This is a genomic window from Enterobacter cloacae complex sp. OE43NF (assembly GCF_023544405.1).
In the GTDB taxonomy this organism is placed as follows: Bacteria; Pseudomonadota; Gammaproteobacteria; order Enterobacterales; family Enterobacteriaceae; genus Enterobacter; species Enterobacter cloacae.
The window spans coordinates 1-13,749 of sequence record NZ_JAMJFW010000070.1; the positions used below are offsets into that span (position 1 = coordinate 1).

At 52.2% G+C, this 13,749-nt stretch carries 16 protein-coding genes and 1 pseudogene; 1 reads left to right on the forward strand and 16 read right to left on the reverse strand.

From position 1 onward, the window contains the following. Positions 1–189 (forward strand): annotated as a pseudogene (locus M8370_RS21450) (integrase); the annotation flags it as partial. A 5-nt stretch (positions 190–194) separates the two neighbouring features. Here M8370_RS21450 and M8370_RS21455 read toward each other — a convergent pair. From M8370_RS21455 to M8370_RS21530, 16 genes are all read right to left on the reverse strand, one after another. Beyond that, positions 195–620 (reverse strand): endonuclease domain-containing protein, encoded by a 426-nt coding sequence (locus M8370_RS21455; RefSeq protein ID WP_250021696.1) that lies wholly within the window; start codon positions 618–620, stop codon positions 195–197. Further along, positions 596–892 carry a hypothetical protein gene (locus M8370_RS21460; RefSeq protein WP_105929245.1) on the reverse strand — a complete coding sequence of 99 codons (297 nt, stop codon included), beginning with the start codon at positions 890–892 and terminating at the stop codon, positions 596–598. Before M8370_RS21460 ends, M8370_RS21455 begins: the two co-directional genes overlap by 25 nt. Further along, positions 876–1,310, reverse strand: a complete 435-nt coding sequence (locus M8370_RS21465; RefSeq protein ID WP_105612171.1) for a hypothetical protein — start codon at positions 1,308–1,310, stop codon at positions 876–878. Before M8370_RS21465 ends, M8370_RS21460 begins: the two co-directional genes overlap by 17 nt. Before the next feature lie 19 nt (positions 1,311–1,329). Continuing rightward, positions 1,330–1,857 (reverse strand): HNH endonuclease signature motif containing protein, encoded by a 528-nt coding sequence (locus tag M8370_RS21470; RefSeq protein ID WP_105929243.1) that lies wholly within the window; start codon positions 1,855–1,857, stop codon positions 1,330–1,332. 16 nt (positions 1,858–1,873) lie between these two features. Then, entirely contained in the window at positions 1,874–2,869 is a 996-nt protein-coding gene (locus M8370_RS21475; protein ID WP_105929242.1) for a capsid protein, read from the reverse strand. 197 nt (positions 2,870–3,066) lie between these two features. Beyond that, entirely contained in the window at positions 3,067–3,480 is a 414-nt protein-coding gene (locus M8370_RS21480; protein ID WP_032174604.1) for a hypothetical protein, read from the reverse strand. A 139-nt stretch (positions 3,481–3,619) separates the two neighbouring features. Beyond that, complete coding sequence (locus M8370_RS21485; protein ID WP_250021697.1) at positions 3,620–4,315, reverse strand: hypothetical protein; 696 nt, start codon at positions 4,313–4,315, stop codon at positions 3,620–3,622. Positions 4,316–4,317: 2 nt separating this feature from the next. Then, a complete protein-coding gene (locus tag M8370_RS21490) occupies positions 4,318–4,557 on the reverse strand; it encodes a hypothetical protein (protein WP_000103969.1) in 240 nt (79 codons plus the stop codon). Positions 4,558–4,800: 243 nt separating this feature from the next. Beyond that, on the reverse strand, positions 4,801–5,361 hold the full coding sequence (locus tag M8370_RS21495) for a hypothetical protein (protein ID WP_048241716.1): 561 nt from the start codon (positions 5,359–5,361) through the stop codon (positions 4,801–4,803). Continuing rightward, on the reverse strand, positions 5,358–5,534 hold the full coding sequence (locus M8370_RS21500; RefSeq protein WP_162930228.1) for a hypothetical protein: 177 nt from the start codon (positions 5,532–5,534) through the stop codon (positions 5,358–5,360). Before M8370_RS21500 ends, M8370_RS21495 begins: the two co-directional genes overlap by 4 nt. Next, the gene (locus M8370_RS21505) at positions 5,531–5,737 is read right to left on the reverse strand and encodes a hypothetical protein (RefSeq protein ID WP_048241718.1); all 207 of its coding nucleotides are present in this window, start codon (positions 5,735–5,737) and stop codon (positions 5,531–5,533) included. Before M8370_RS21505 ends, M8370_RS21500 begins: the two co-directional genes overlap by 4 nt. Next, positions 5,737–6,168 (reverse strand): hypothetical protein, encoded by a 432-nt coding sequence (locus M8370_RS21510; protein WP_250021698.1) that lies wholly within the window; start codon positions 6,166–6,168, stop codon positions 5,737–5,739. The genes M8370_RS21505 and M8370_RS21510 overlap by 1 nt, the downstream gene beginning before the upstream one ends. A gap of 43 nt (positions 6,169–6,211) precedes the next feature. After that, a complete protein-coding gene (locus M8370_RS21515; RefSeq protein WP_250021699.1) occupies positions 6,212–8,056 on the reverse strand; it encodes a DEAD/DEAH box helicase in 1,845 nt (614 codons plus the stop codon). Positions 8,057–9,966: 1,910 nt separating this feature from the next. After that, entirely contained in the window at positions 9,967–10,590 is a 624-nt protein-coding gene (locus tag M8370_RS21520; protein WP_250021700.1) for a recombinase family protein, read from the reverse strand. 666 nt (positions 10,591–11,256) lie between these two features. Continuing rightward, positions 11,257–12,255 carry an XcyI family restriction endonuclease gene (locus tag M8370_RS21525; RefSeq protein ID WP_032352937.1) on the reverse strand — a complete coding sequence of 333 codons (999 nt, stop codon included), beginning with the start codon at positions 12,253–12,255 and terminating at the stop codon, positions 11,257–11,259. Then, positions 12,252–13,154 carry a DNA-methyltransferase gene (locus M8370_RS21530; RefSeq protein WP_032352938.1) on the reverse strand — a complete coding sequence of 301 codons (903 nt, stop codon included), beginning with the start codon at positions 13,152–13,154 and terminating at the stop codon, positions 12,252–12,254. Before M8370_RS21530 ends, M8370_RS21525 begins: the two co-directional genes overlap by 4 nt. Positions 13,155–13,749 lie beyond the last annotated feature (595 nt).

A 13,749-nucleotide genomic window follows, 5' to 3' on the forward strand; every position in this document is an offset into this window, starting at 1 on the left:
CACTCCCTGCGTGGTCATTTCATTACCTGCTTAGATCGGGCTGGTGTACCAGAGCAGCGCATTGGCGCTATTACGGGGCACACTGAGAAAAAGGCCAAAACGGAGGCATTCAAGACATATAGCCAAGGGGCGGGAATGCAAGAGCTATCAAATTATGTTGAGTTAGTCCGCTATCCAGAAATTGCATAAGCGTCTTAAGAAGGATACAGCACAGCCAATCCATGATACTGGCGGCGGTACGTTCTAACCAGTGCGTCCGCCGTCGCTTTCGGCATCCTAGCCATGTTCCCGGTGCGATAGCCACCCTCCGCGCTATTGGCGGCACGATGAATTACAGCCCGCACTTTCCCGGTGTGGTGGTCGTGGTCAAGCGTCGTGTGATTGAGTGCGACTTTCTTCCCAGTCATCGCGCAGCGCTGGTATTGATAATTCCACAGGAAGACGCGAACAGCGGCCACGTCAGCGCGACGCAGCTCCAGCCGCCCGGAACCATCCAACAGAAAGCGATAAACATCTTCGAATGCAGCAGCGTTTGTAATCCGTTCCGCCAGCGGCATATTGCCGAGATATTCCAGATAGCCCCGCATAGCTTTTCTCAACTTCTGTTCGGTAGTAGCCATTCGTCAAATCCTCCATTGTCAGACGCAGCCCGCTTGCAGGCTTCGTATTCTTCGCACTGGTGTTGGCGTACCAAAGCATAAAGTTCATCGGCCATCGCGTTAACACGTTCGTCACTGATACCATTGCGGCGCATCAGTCCCAGCAGCTTACGAAATTCAGCTTCAAGCTCAGGCTCTCCGGCATCCATTACCCACTGTTTAAGGTCAGCGAGTGCGCCAGCCGTAGGCGGCGGCTCGATGTACCGCCACCGTAATTTAATCGTCAATGTCATCTTCTTTATCCTCGCTGTTATCCGGGCGCATTGCCCGGTAGCGCTCTAGGGTCAGACCTTCACTTGCCGCTGCGATTTGTTCCCGTTGTTTCCCAGCCAATCGCAAAGCGCTGTCTCTCCAGCAGAGTAGAAAGAAGATTGTCAGCACCTGTTTACTCAATCCATCCAGAAGATCGCCAAGCCCTTGCTCCAGCAGACAGGAACGCCATGCAGCGGCGTGCTCCCGCATAGTCCCAATAAACGGGACAGGTGCGCCAAGCATCGTCGCAAGTTGGCTCATTACGCTGTTAGCGTCGCCCGGATGCAACCGGGGGATGGTCATCCGGCCAGCTTGCGCCAAAAGTTCGGCGTACCGCTGGCGGCGTGGGTCATCATCTGCCAGTGGTCTAATCTGCCTGATTCGTTTTTCATCAGCCATTAATTATCACCTATAAAATTTAAGCAGCCCTTAACAAGTCGGCTGGCGTTGATGGGTGATAGAGTCGCTTCGCTTTCAGGTACGCAGCACGCGCAGCCGCTTCGGTCGTGAACAAACCGAGGTGATGTCGAACGCCACCAACGCGAATGTAAGCCTCCCACCGACCAGAGCAGGAATGACGGCTGTATCCCTTCGCTTTGCGGTAGTTGTGCTGATTCTCCTGCGGTGTAACAGTGCGAAGGTTAATCCGACGATTGTCATCACGTATGCCGTTGATATGATCAGTTTGCATCCCGGCAGGAATACCACCATCAGCAATGATGAGGGCGACACGGTGCGCGTAAAGCATGTATGACTTTCCACCAATGCGGACAGACACGCGCCGATACCCGGCGCTGTCCGTTGCGGTGTCGGCCAATTCCCCGGCTCTAGCGTAAACACGCTTATTAGCGCCTACCCTGTCCACTGCATGGAACAGGCGGCCAGTCTCCGAATCGTACCGAAACAAAGAGCGCAGCAGCTCCGGGGCGTAAGGATCATTAACCATGACTCAGCCCCTTTTGTTATTCAGCCGCGCGGAAATTAACAACGCAGTCAGGGCGACGCAGCCCAACATTGAATAGGCGATATGAGTCCATCACCATCGTCATTTCGCGCTCATCATCCCACTGGCGATTGATGACGCTCTGCGCTTCGACCGTCAGCAGCACAGAGGAAGGTTTGAACAGCGTAGCCCTCGTCAGCGCTTCCTCTGCGGTAACGTCATAATCAGCGCCCAGTTCATGCCCGGTAATGGCTTCCTGCGGGTAACTGTTCAGCTCAATAACTCGCACCCCAGCGACATAGCCAACACGACGCCATGCGTAATCGTTGCCACTATCCCGGCTGTAACGGACGTTCATCAGCTTCTTATGTTCCATCAGGATGCTGAACCAAGCCGGGTCGATAAGCAGTACCAGTTCAGCCACCGGAATATCTTTCTCAGTCAGGAACCGATTAACAGCAGCTTTGATAGCGTGAACCAGCTCGTTAGCCACATCCTCTTCGCTCCCCGTTGTCAGGTCGAGCGAGACCACGTTATCCGTTAGTGGGTTAAACGTTGGTTGCAGTGTCGGCGGCGGTACAAAGTCAGTCGCTTTGATTAGCTGGATGGTGTGCGCTTCATCGTAGAATTTAGCGTGAGCTGTCCCCATATTGCGGCTCAGCTCTGCGCGAAAGGTGGGAGCTGTCCAGTCATCCTGATAGTCAATCGGGATGCGGATATAGCTCAGCGTATCCACAGAGATAATCAGTTTGTCCGACTTAACGGCGGAAGGCTCCAGCGATTGCCCTGCGGTTCTGCCCTTCACCTCCAGATCACCACTCAGGCGATCAATGCGGTATTGGTTGCTGGCTTTCAGCGGCCTGTATGTAGACAGCCTCTCGGCCAGAAATACGGATTTGGACTCTAAACGGGTCTGGACATCCCGGTCATAAGCCTCGATGTGAATATCATTGTCGGATTCCACCCCGCCATAATGTGGGCGAAACAGATCGGGACTGTACGAAGTATCAGCCATAACAAAACTCCTACATATGTTGATGAAGCCCGCGCCATCGTCATGGCACAGACGTGCGTAATCCTCCCGCCGAGGCAGGATTCAGAACGGTATCGATTAAAGGGATGAGGTGCCCCGGAATGGGCGTTTTGAGGCCAGAGCTGGCGCGGTTCTCAGGGGTTAGTGCGCGTGAAGTAAGGCGAAAGTATTACCTTGCATTAGTGCGCACTCATACGCGCCATGTTCAACACCTTCCGCACAGAGGTTTCAGACACACCAACCTTGCTTGCAATGTAACGATTTTTCTGACCTTTTGCAGAGCGATCGATAATGTCAGCGCGTATCGCCTCAGTGATCACCTTGCGGGGTCTGGCTCGGTTCTTCTCGTGCCGTTCACGTTCGCGCAGCCTTTCGGCCAACTTCGGCGGTAGTACAGGGGAAAGCCCACGGCTAACGCCAGATGTGCGGGTGCCGGATGTGGCAGACCGGGCAACGATATAAACCGCTTCGTCTGGATTGAAAACGTGCTGCACACGCTCAGGGTAAATGTGGTCGCATCTACCCAACGGCAAGGCGAAATCCGGGCGCACGTCAGCGACACGCTCCACAGCATGGAAATTACAGGTACTCATTACGAACCTCGGTTAATTAAAAACAGGCTTTCAGATGCCGCGCAGAATGCGGCTTGCGGGGACTCATGCGCATAGATTGGTGTGGTAGTACCGGGTCGGTGCGCTCTCGGTCTTGCAGAGCGCATTCCACCGTTGGGCGTTAGCGGCCAGCACGTTTGCCAGCGGAGCGCTGCGCAACCAGAGCGCGGTATTGTTCATCGTACAGGCGATGGCCGGGGCCATACCCTGATTGCTGCGCCCACTGCGAAAGCTGGTCATACGCTGCTATAAACTCAGCATGAGACATTCCGACAGGTTGCGCGGTAGACTGGCCGTATGGGTTCCCCTGTGATGGGACATAACCAGTCGCAGTGCCTGCGGACATCCTCTCTTGCAGGTACTGAACCGCCCGCTGCATCTGCGCAGGGTCGCCAGACATAACCATTCGTTCAAGGGTTGATTGCGTCCCACTGTCGAGCGTGCCAGCGTACTGTAACATCGCGTCAACTGTTCCCTGTCCGAGCTGGCTTTCAATGGACTGGTGAAACTGCCCCATCAATCCTTGCAGCTCAGCGGTATACTCGACAGCAGTTCCGTCCATCAGAGGGATAGTATCGCCCACCTGCGCCCCGGCGCTGTCAGCGTTCTGGTCTTGCTGATTCGCGATATTGCCATTATTCCACTGGCCGCCACCATTGCCGTTAACTGGCTGGGTACGGAGGAAATCAGCATCAGCAGGCGCAGGGCTAAAGCGGGATGCGCCATTGTCAGCGCCAACAGGTGCAGCCATGTACGGCGATTGCTGCGGTGCAGCATCAGCGCCAGCAGCGAGATAAGGGTTTTGATTGTCAGCCATAATTATGCAACCTCTTGTGATGTAACTCGGCGGTGCGCCAGTTCAAGTAAAAGCATGTGCGCATGTACGCATCGGGCAGGAATCATCTTCTGTCCGTGGTATGCCTTGCCGAGATCTTGTCTGTCGATCTGGTACACATGAGCCAAATCGATTTGACGAAGATTCAAAGCCTCGGCGATGAATTTCAGTTGTTGCCCGCAATCCGCCGCGCGGCGTGGCTCCATTAAAATGATGGTGCTCATGGTAAATTCCTCATTAAATTAATCCGCGTTTACGGAGCCAGCGGCGCTCACCAACGGAGCCACGGGGTCGCTGCCTGCGCCCGCTCGCGGCCTCTGATCGAACTGGTGCCAACTCACTGCGAAGGTTCTTTGTTAAAACGTCCCACCCCTGCGGCTTAACAGGAGCGTAGCCTTCCCGCATCTCGTCAAGATTGACGTATTGAGTCGGGTCAATTGCAGGGTGAATGATGTCGCTCTCTTTCATCACTCTGATCCCCACTTCGCGTTAACATTCTCCAGAATGTCGCCATATGACCAGCGACTCTTTAAGCTGCGGTTAACGAAAGCGACGACCTCAGACGGGATACCCAGCTTTCCGGCGATGTCAGCAACAGGCCAACCGAAACGCTCTAACTTATGGATTTCATCCAAATCAGCAGGCACCAACTTACGCACAACTTTCCCTTTCTCCGGCTTTGCTTTCACGGCTTTCGGCACTGGGTGCGTGTGGACGTTGCTAAAACGGGAATGGGCGATAGCCAGCACAGTCTCAGGGCGAATCAGCATATCGCGGGCAATCATAAACTCTGTATCGCGGTGCAGCTTGCCGGGCTTATAGCGGCTGCGGATGGCGTTGTACTCCGCCAGAGTAATATCAGCATCGTCTTTCCAATGTTCGGCCAAGTCATCGACATAGACGCCACGGATTACAGCATCAATATCGGTCAGGGTATGACCGGTCTCCGCTGCAATCTCTTCATTGTTCTTTAGGTGCTTATGAGCCAGCGCGTTAATGCGCTGAATATCGGTAATACTCAAAGTCATAAATTAAACTCCGAATCAAATTTGATCTGGTCAGTAACCAACGTGTGAATCAGCGCAAGGCTTGACGCGGTATGTGTGCCCGACTTGCGGGCGTTGTCGTACATGGTGCGTGCGGCGCTCTGATAATTCGGCGGCAGGGTGGCAAACCATGCTCTAAACTCTGTGGGTGTCATTGCTCGTCATCCTCAAATACACGATTAAACGATGCGTCCGGCGCTTCTACTGCATTGGCCTTAAGGAAGTTGACTGCACTGGATAACTCCGCTGCGGCCATGCGACCTTCCCCAGCCTTGTCTTCCTCAAGGCGACGGATTAGAGCCTCAAGAAGCAAGCCTTTTAAGCGCCATGTTTCATTTTCAAACTCGGTCTTTGTCATTAGTCATCTCCATTAAGTGGCAACAGGCCAAGCGCCCGGATGTGCTGAATCACTTCCAGATGCACTGGCTTCGACAGGAACAGGCGGCGGGCAATGGCGGCGTAAACTTCATCAGGCGTTTTGCGCACTGGATGCACCCGGCCATTGAACACCTCACGCGATAAGCGGGCGGCTTTCCAAAGGCGCGAGCCGTCCGGCCTTTTCATGCGGTTCAGCACGGCGGCCAGACACTCCCACGGTGCGCAATCATTCAGCAGGCAATATCGCTCCAGCGGTGTAGATACATCGCGAAGGATGGCTTCACGATTAAGGGTCTTGCGATGACGTTCGGCCAGTCCGTCAAATGAATACCCGTTCAGGGCGAAGGCGAGCTGCGCATTAAGCAGGGCGTCAGAACGCCCCGCGCGATGCAGCACGGTTTCATCAGGCATAAGGATTCTCCAGAAGGGGAATTAAACAGGCGAGCTGGTCAGCTCAGAGGAAGCGGGAGATGTAACCCCAATTGCAGTTTTCAGGGCGGTACAACACCGCCAGCTCATCAGGTGCGGCATCGAGCGCCAACGATGACCACAGCAGAAACGCTCGGGCAGGCTGTCCGTCGCGTCCAGCACGACCAACCATTTGCACTAAATCGGCCAGGTCTTCGGGAACATAAGTGACGATTACGGTACGCACGCCAGAGATATCAGCTCCGAGGCCAAAGGCTTTTGTCGCCACCAGAACCGCGCCGGGCGTAGTGGCGAACCACTCAGCGTTTGCGTGACGCTGGTCACGGCTCAGGCGGCGGGTGTCGGAATGATAAGGCCGGGCGCGGCTTCCCAGCTCGTCGAGGTACGCGTAAAGCATCTTGATACTGTCCACCATAACCAGCGTTTTTTCATCCACCGGGAGGGCATCGACCAGACCAACAGCAGCGCTGCGCTGCGCTTCACATTGCCGAACAGGAACAAGCTGGATGTTTTCTCTGGCAGCGCTAGCGCGGAAGGTCAGGAACTCGCCACGACAGCCCAGCTCTTTCATCAGCTCAAACTCATCACCTCTTCGCAGGGTCGCGGTAAACGCGCAACGCTGCGCATCAGGGAAGGCATTTTGCAGGGTGTGCTTCATCGCGGGGAAAGCGGCGCGGAACTCCCAGTCGTACACGGTGTGAACTTCGTCGATGATAAATCTGTCCACACCAGCGGCCATTAGTGCCGCCAGCACCTGACTTCCCGGCACCAGATGCTCCGGCGAAACGACAGCGACGCGGAAAGCGCCAGCAGCCAGCCCCGCAAGTTGCTGCGCATTACGCCGCTTTGGTAGCTTATCGCCAAAAGCCACCGCGTGAACGCCAGCCTCCCTTAACTGCTGTAACACCTGCTGCTTGATGGTGTTCGTCGGCACAACAATAACGGTCAGACCGTCACCCGCGTCAGACTCGAATTGCAGGGCATAGGTGAACGCAGCCGTCTTGCCGTACCCGGTCGGCAGCACCGCCAGCATATCGCGGTCACGGGCAAACACAGCGGCGGCTACGTCCTGCTGGCCGGGTCGCCAGTCGCCACCATCTGGCGGCGGTAATGGTACAAACGCTGGGCGGTCGCATTGCTCCAGCTCGCGGAACCTGTACGGCGCTGTAACCAGCGGCGGGATGGACGGCGGCAGGCCAGCGCCCCCAACGTCACAATGCAGATTCAGCGTATTGAAATTATCATCCGTGGGTTTCAGCTCACCGCACCACAACTGACGGAAAGCCGGGCTGTCCCCCATTCGCGTAAAGTCAGCATGGCGCATAGCTTCCAGTTGGCTCATGCCGCGATTGATTCTTTTCAGGGTGGCATCGTCGCAAATCAGGAACTCGCGACAGGCTTTAAGAAAGGCGTTTTGCCCCGTGGTCGCTTCCGGGATGGCGTGCTCGCGCGGTTTCAATGCGGCATCATCGACACGCACACCGGGGAAATCTGGCGGCAGCGGGTCAACATAACGAGCGGGCTTCTTGTTCAGCCATTGCTCAATCTCAGCGCGTCGGCAATGGATTACATCGCCGGGTTGGATGACTTGACGCAGCCCGACATCAGAGCGGCGAGCATGATGCTTGCGGCCGATGCCGTTCGCTTCTTTCCATTCACGGAACGACATAACAGAATCGTCAGTGTTAAAGTAAAACTCTTTGGTTTCGGTATTAAACGCAGCCTGTACAGGTTTACGTTTGATGGGACATTGTTTGTTACGGGACACAATAATCTTATCTTGTACAAGTTGTTGGGCGTCAGCGGCAGCAGTGTTAAGAGGGTCAACGTCTGCGGCCTGAGCCAGCAGGCGGTTTAATCTATTCGGCATGATAAATTCTCCAAGAAATTAAAGTGAGTTTAGAGCGGCACGGGAGTGACGTTGGTGAAAGAACCACCACCGCGCAAAGCAGCGGCGGGTGTACCGCTTCTCACAGTAGATGCCTCTATTGCAATAGCGCTGATGTTCTGGCTCTCTTTAGTAGTGATCTTCATCCCGTGATTTAGATTAAATGCAGACACGGCGGGCATTGCAGCGGGATGGATAGTAGGCGGGCTTGCGGTTTCAGTCTGCCTTAGTACAAGTTTCTACTGGTCGGTAGCCTTTCCCTTATTAGTAGCTCTCATTTATCCGGGGCTAGTCTCCCCACAGTAGCCGTCTTCTAAAGCAAGTGCGCCACAATCCACTATTAGCAAGGAGTTAGCAGACAAGGTGATGTAGGCTACTCAAGTGTGGATTTGTAGGCATTTTATGGTATCTGTCCTTCTTATTAGACACTTTTAAATTTATTAATAAATACAGTTGGTTAAACGGTTATCTTTATTACCTATAAATTTTACAGATCAATAAATTAATATTGATCGGAATTATCAGCTTTAAATTTCTTGACAGCTATTTGTATAATGGTTTTAAGAAGTTGTATCGGAGTGAGCGATTGGCAGTGAGCGTAGCGAACGTTAAGCCAATCGGCGAATGATGAAGAGTATGAGATGACTTGTCATCGAATACGATGAATCAATGAGCGGTACGAACGGAGATACGCTGTATAACAGTTAACAAGCTGATTAATGCTTTCAATGATTATCTGAATCAGTGTTATCAATTCCGAAATAACTCTTCCTCTCCTGTATTGATTCAATCATTTCTTTCATTTCAAGAATCACTACCAGCTCAGCTAATAGCCGTCTCAGTTCAACACTTGAATCATTAGCACGACACTTATTTTCTGAGTATTCCATACGGTCAACTCCCTACGGCATAAGTCCATTCCAATCCGTTCACAGATTACATTGCTGAATGATCATCAGACAAGTGGCAGTCATCATCACCAAGTGAAAACCGTCTCACTACATATCCCCGCCGGATTGCCAGCGCGGCTAACACGGTTGTGAGGAGCGCCGAGCATCGCATTTCGCAAAGCGAAAGAGAAGCGCAGCAGCAGGCGGCGACTGATAAACGAGCCGAACAGGTGAGTGCAAGCAGGCGTAAGCACTGCACCGTTGAGAGGTGTGGAGACGGCGGAACGTCTCCGCGTTAAGGCAAAGCGGAGCCACTGAGGCGCAGCACTTGCCATCTAGGAGATGACACCAGATAAGAACCTCCATAGATAATTCATTCAAGAATTATAAGTGACACTTAATAAAGTTGATATGAATAAGCAAACCTAATAATGATAAGTCTGTATAAATCTTAGTCAACCTAACCACATCTTGAATAAATTACCGTTGAACCCCTTCCCCTGCCCCATCCCTCGAATTGTTCAGCGATGAATCACATTCACAATCTGATCTCGATGTTCATCGTCTGGCACGGCTAAAGCCCCGCCACCTCTTCACATCGAGAGCCGCAAGTAATACGAAAATACATTATAAATCATAGCATTACGACATCGTGCATAACATAACGCTCTGAAATTAATACGAAAGCTGTAGGTAATCCATCACCCACAGCCCAGTAACGGCCAGTCGTAGCACCTCGTTCGCTTGTAGGTCAGCCCGACCCCACCACCCAATAACAATGGCACAGCACCAGACGCAGCGTAACGATCTCTGAGTTGATAAATCTCTTAGAACAACGTAACCCACACTCAACGGCTCACACCCTCGCAGAGAGGCGCACAGATCGCCTCACGGCATCGAACAACATCACCCCCACGGCGACCAGCTCGCCACCTCACTTAGACATCTAGATGGCTATAAAATCACACGGCGTCGAGCATGTCAACAGGAAGCAGCCACGATTCAGACGCTGGCGGCCAACTCTCGCTTGATGCGGTAAAACGTCGCCCGGCTTATCCCGGCAGCTTTCATGATGCGCTCCGGTTTCACACCCTGCGCCAGCATTTCTCTGACGGTTTCACGGGCGGCGGTATCCTTCTGACTCCCACGATAAAGCCCCTCAGCTTTGGCTCGCTCAATGCCCTGTCGCTGGCGCTCCAGTCGCGTCTCGTAGTCCACGCGAGCCATTGTAGCGAGGATGTCGATCAGCATTGCATTAACGGCTCTCAGGATGCCACTGGTTAGCTCTGACGCGGTTTCGTTCAGCAACTGCCATGAGGTTGGCAGGTCAACGGCGACGATCACCAGCCCCTTATCCTGAATCCTCTGTTTCAGTGTCGCCCATTCTTTTTGTGTCAGGCGGCTTAGCCTGTCTATGCTTTCAACAAGTAGAACGTCGCCAGCCTCCGCCTCACCCAGCAGGCGCATCAGTTCAGGACGCTCCAGCCGCGCACCGCTGGCGTTCTCGATGTATCGCGCAGCAATAGACCAACCACGCTCATTAGCGAAATCCTCCAGCGCAGGAACGGCACGGTCGGCGTGTTGCTCGGCGGTGGATGCCCTGGCATACAGACGAACGTTATTCATGATTCACCCTCCAAATCTCAGTGAAGTATCACATCCCGACATGAAGGAGATCACACTTAAAAACCGTGGTCAATAGGGTATAAAATAAATTTGATTGCGACAGCTTCGGCACATCACAATGCGGTATACCCGGATGAGACAGAGACAGCCAGCGGCAGACTGGCACCGAGTCACAGCAGCAAAGCCCCACGGCGCACGTAGCAGATCACCACAGCACCGCCACGATCACGAAATCACTCAGACGTTAAATCACACACCGAAAGCACAGGACGCCGTAGAACGCGGCACAGATCGTTTTAGAGGGATGTACAGATACACAGTGAAAATCAATCGCCCGCACCCACATTCGGCAGCAGCAATCGTCCAGCATTTCGCGCCTGCAACGGTTGTCTCGGATGAGCAAAATCTTAGGGTTTTCTCAGCGACCCCTGACGCGCGGGCACGCACATGCGCACGGGGGCGCGGGCGAGCTATAGAGTTGAGGGAGGGGCAAACATAAACGTGCAATTTTTCAAGCCGGGGATTCAGTTATAGGCTAACGGTAGAATGCGGCTTGATACGGGGAGTGTTCACGCATCTGGTACAAATACCTAACTTCGTGAGCAACTGCCCCATATAGGCCACATCTGGCAAGTTTTGAGGTTATATAATTTACCATTCACGCTTTTACTTAATTGCAATCGGCGCGGATGGGATTGCTGTCAAAGAAAGAACCCGCATTTTGAAGTCTTCATACTGTTCCCCCTCACGCAATGAAAGTTCAGTTAAAGAATAGAAACGGTCGGTTGATGGCGATTCACTACGAGCTTTTGCCATATCCAACCGAGAAACATTAATCACAGTCCAGCACTCTGTATAACCCCTAGCTCGGGCTTTTTGGTGGCTCTTTTCAGCTTCGCCAATACGGTTATGGATATTTGAAACATCTGTCCCGCTTTTGACTTCGATAGCTACGACATTGCGGTAATTCTGATGAGCCATTTCTTCCCGAATGATTATGTCTGGGTCCGCTGCAAACTCTATGAGAACCGGGCGACCTGTTGCACTGTTCACTTCAATAGCACTTTCTCGAACCTCTGCGGTAGCGTGCGCAACAATTTCTCGAATAATCTCAAACACTAACACAATTCCATTTGTGCCTCGTTGATTGTTAGCCCCGCCTCTTAATTGCGGCCCCACAGTGAGCAGAGTCAGGTCATCCAACAATTCACGGCTTACGCGTAACGGCCCAACGCCAGATAAAAGGGCAGAAGCAGCCCCGCAAAAAGCGGCGCATAATTCAGGTATTTTGGGTTTTGCCAGTTTACCAATAACACCCTTCACTTCCATTGATTTGAAACTACCAACACCAAACCCTTTATCTCTGCCATAAAACTCTTTCTGACTATATCCCATTAGCAAACGATAATAGCCCAATAGATAAGGGTTTTCTTCTAACACTGCGGGAACAGGGAATAAAAGTTCGGCCCGTAACCCGTATGTGGCTAAGGTTGCCAGATCCGCCTTGGGAACATATTCACCGAGTTGCGCATCAAGGGCGACAATATCCATATTACGCACGGTTTCTAACAACGCATTTTGAAGATAAACACCGCGAAATCTTTTTAAAGCTAAAGCAAAATCGACCTGCTGTTTCGGTTCTGGGAAAGTGATTTTTACAGTCATGCTGCCGCTATCCTTATCACATTAGTTTTATCACCCTGCAACCGATTAACCGCAATCTCAACATACTCAGGGTTTAACTCAATACCAACATATTGTCGATCTTCATCTTGGCAGACTACCCCCACGGTACCCGAGCCAAAGAAAGGGTCTAACACAAAATCACCCGGCTCAGTTGAAGCAAGGATACATGGCCGAATTAAATCAGGTGGGAATGTTGCAAAGTGCGCCCCTGAAAAGGGTTTCGTATTAACATTCCAAACAGTGCGACGGTTTCTTAGCCCACCATTGTCTCTTGGTTCTCTCACAGCCTGCCAATCATAAAAATATTTCTCAGATTTTGTCAGCATGAATAAGAACTCATGGGAGCGAGTGGGACGGTCCTTAACGCTTTCAGGCATAGCATTTGGCTTGTTCCATACAATATCACTCCGTAAATACCAACCATCGTTTTGTAGTGCAAAAGCAAGCCGCCAAGGGATACCAATAAGATCCTTCGGTTTCAATCCTTCGGGCGTATCTGGCCGAACAGTCATAGCACGAGCTGGGTTCTTTTTATCTGGTGCTCTGTAACCGCGATTACCGCTTGTGTAACCATCCCCGATGTTAAGCCAAAGGGTGCCATCATCACTTAAAACTCGTTTTACTTCGGCGAAAATGGTCACAAGGCGATTAATGAACTGGTGCATACTACTTTCTAAGCCAATCTGTTCATCAATCCCATAGTCACGCAATCCCCAATAAGGTGGAGAAGTAACAACACAACGGACCGAACCACTAGGAAGCCTTCGCAATACTGTTAAAGCATCCCCCTCAAAAAGGGTAGGACCGTCCAACTCCAAAGGTTCGGCGCGATGAAGCCTCTCAACAGTTGGTGGTAAGCTACTCTTTTTCTGCGGCATAACAATTCCTCTTACACATGATTCTAACAAGCATTATGCCCGTAATCGCCGATACAATGTTGGCCGGTAGTGTAAACCGCGATGGGTGAGCCAACAACACACCCATAAAAGTTTTCATTACCCAACAACAGGTACAGCGGAGATATAAATTCAACCAATAGCTAGCCATAAGCGCCGTGTTGGGTATCCAAACAAACTGCGCCGTAGGCGTATCATCAGAAATGTCACTCATTCGCTCTCTTATCGAGTACCGTTCGTTTATGGCACGGCGAACACCACGGTAGAGCCTGCCGCTTTCCCGGACAGGTTAGGCTTCCCAACATTTGCTCGTTTATCCACTGCGTGTCATCACGACAGGCGATTGTGGGACACCGCGCTAAGTGCGGAACAGATGAATGTTTCAGGGAATCATGCCGGGTGAACGGCTTTCAGTTCATGTTGGACTATCGCGGTATGACCAGTGGAACGACCGCCAGCGCTTTGCTAAACTCCCTGTTCACCGTTCAACAAATCGCGGCAACTATCAGGGTAAATAGCGGTACTTTGGTCACATCACCTTAGAGCTAACTCATTGAGTTATAAGGCTTTTAATGGG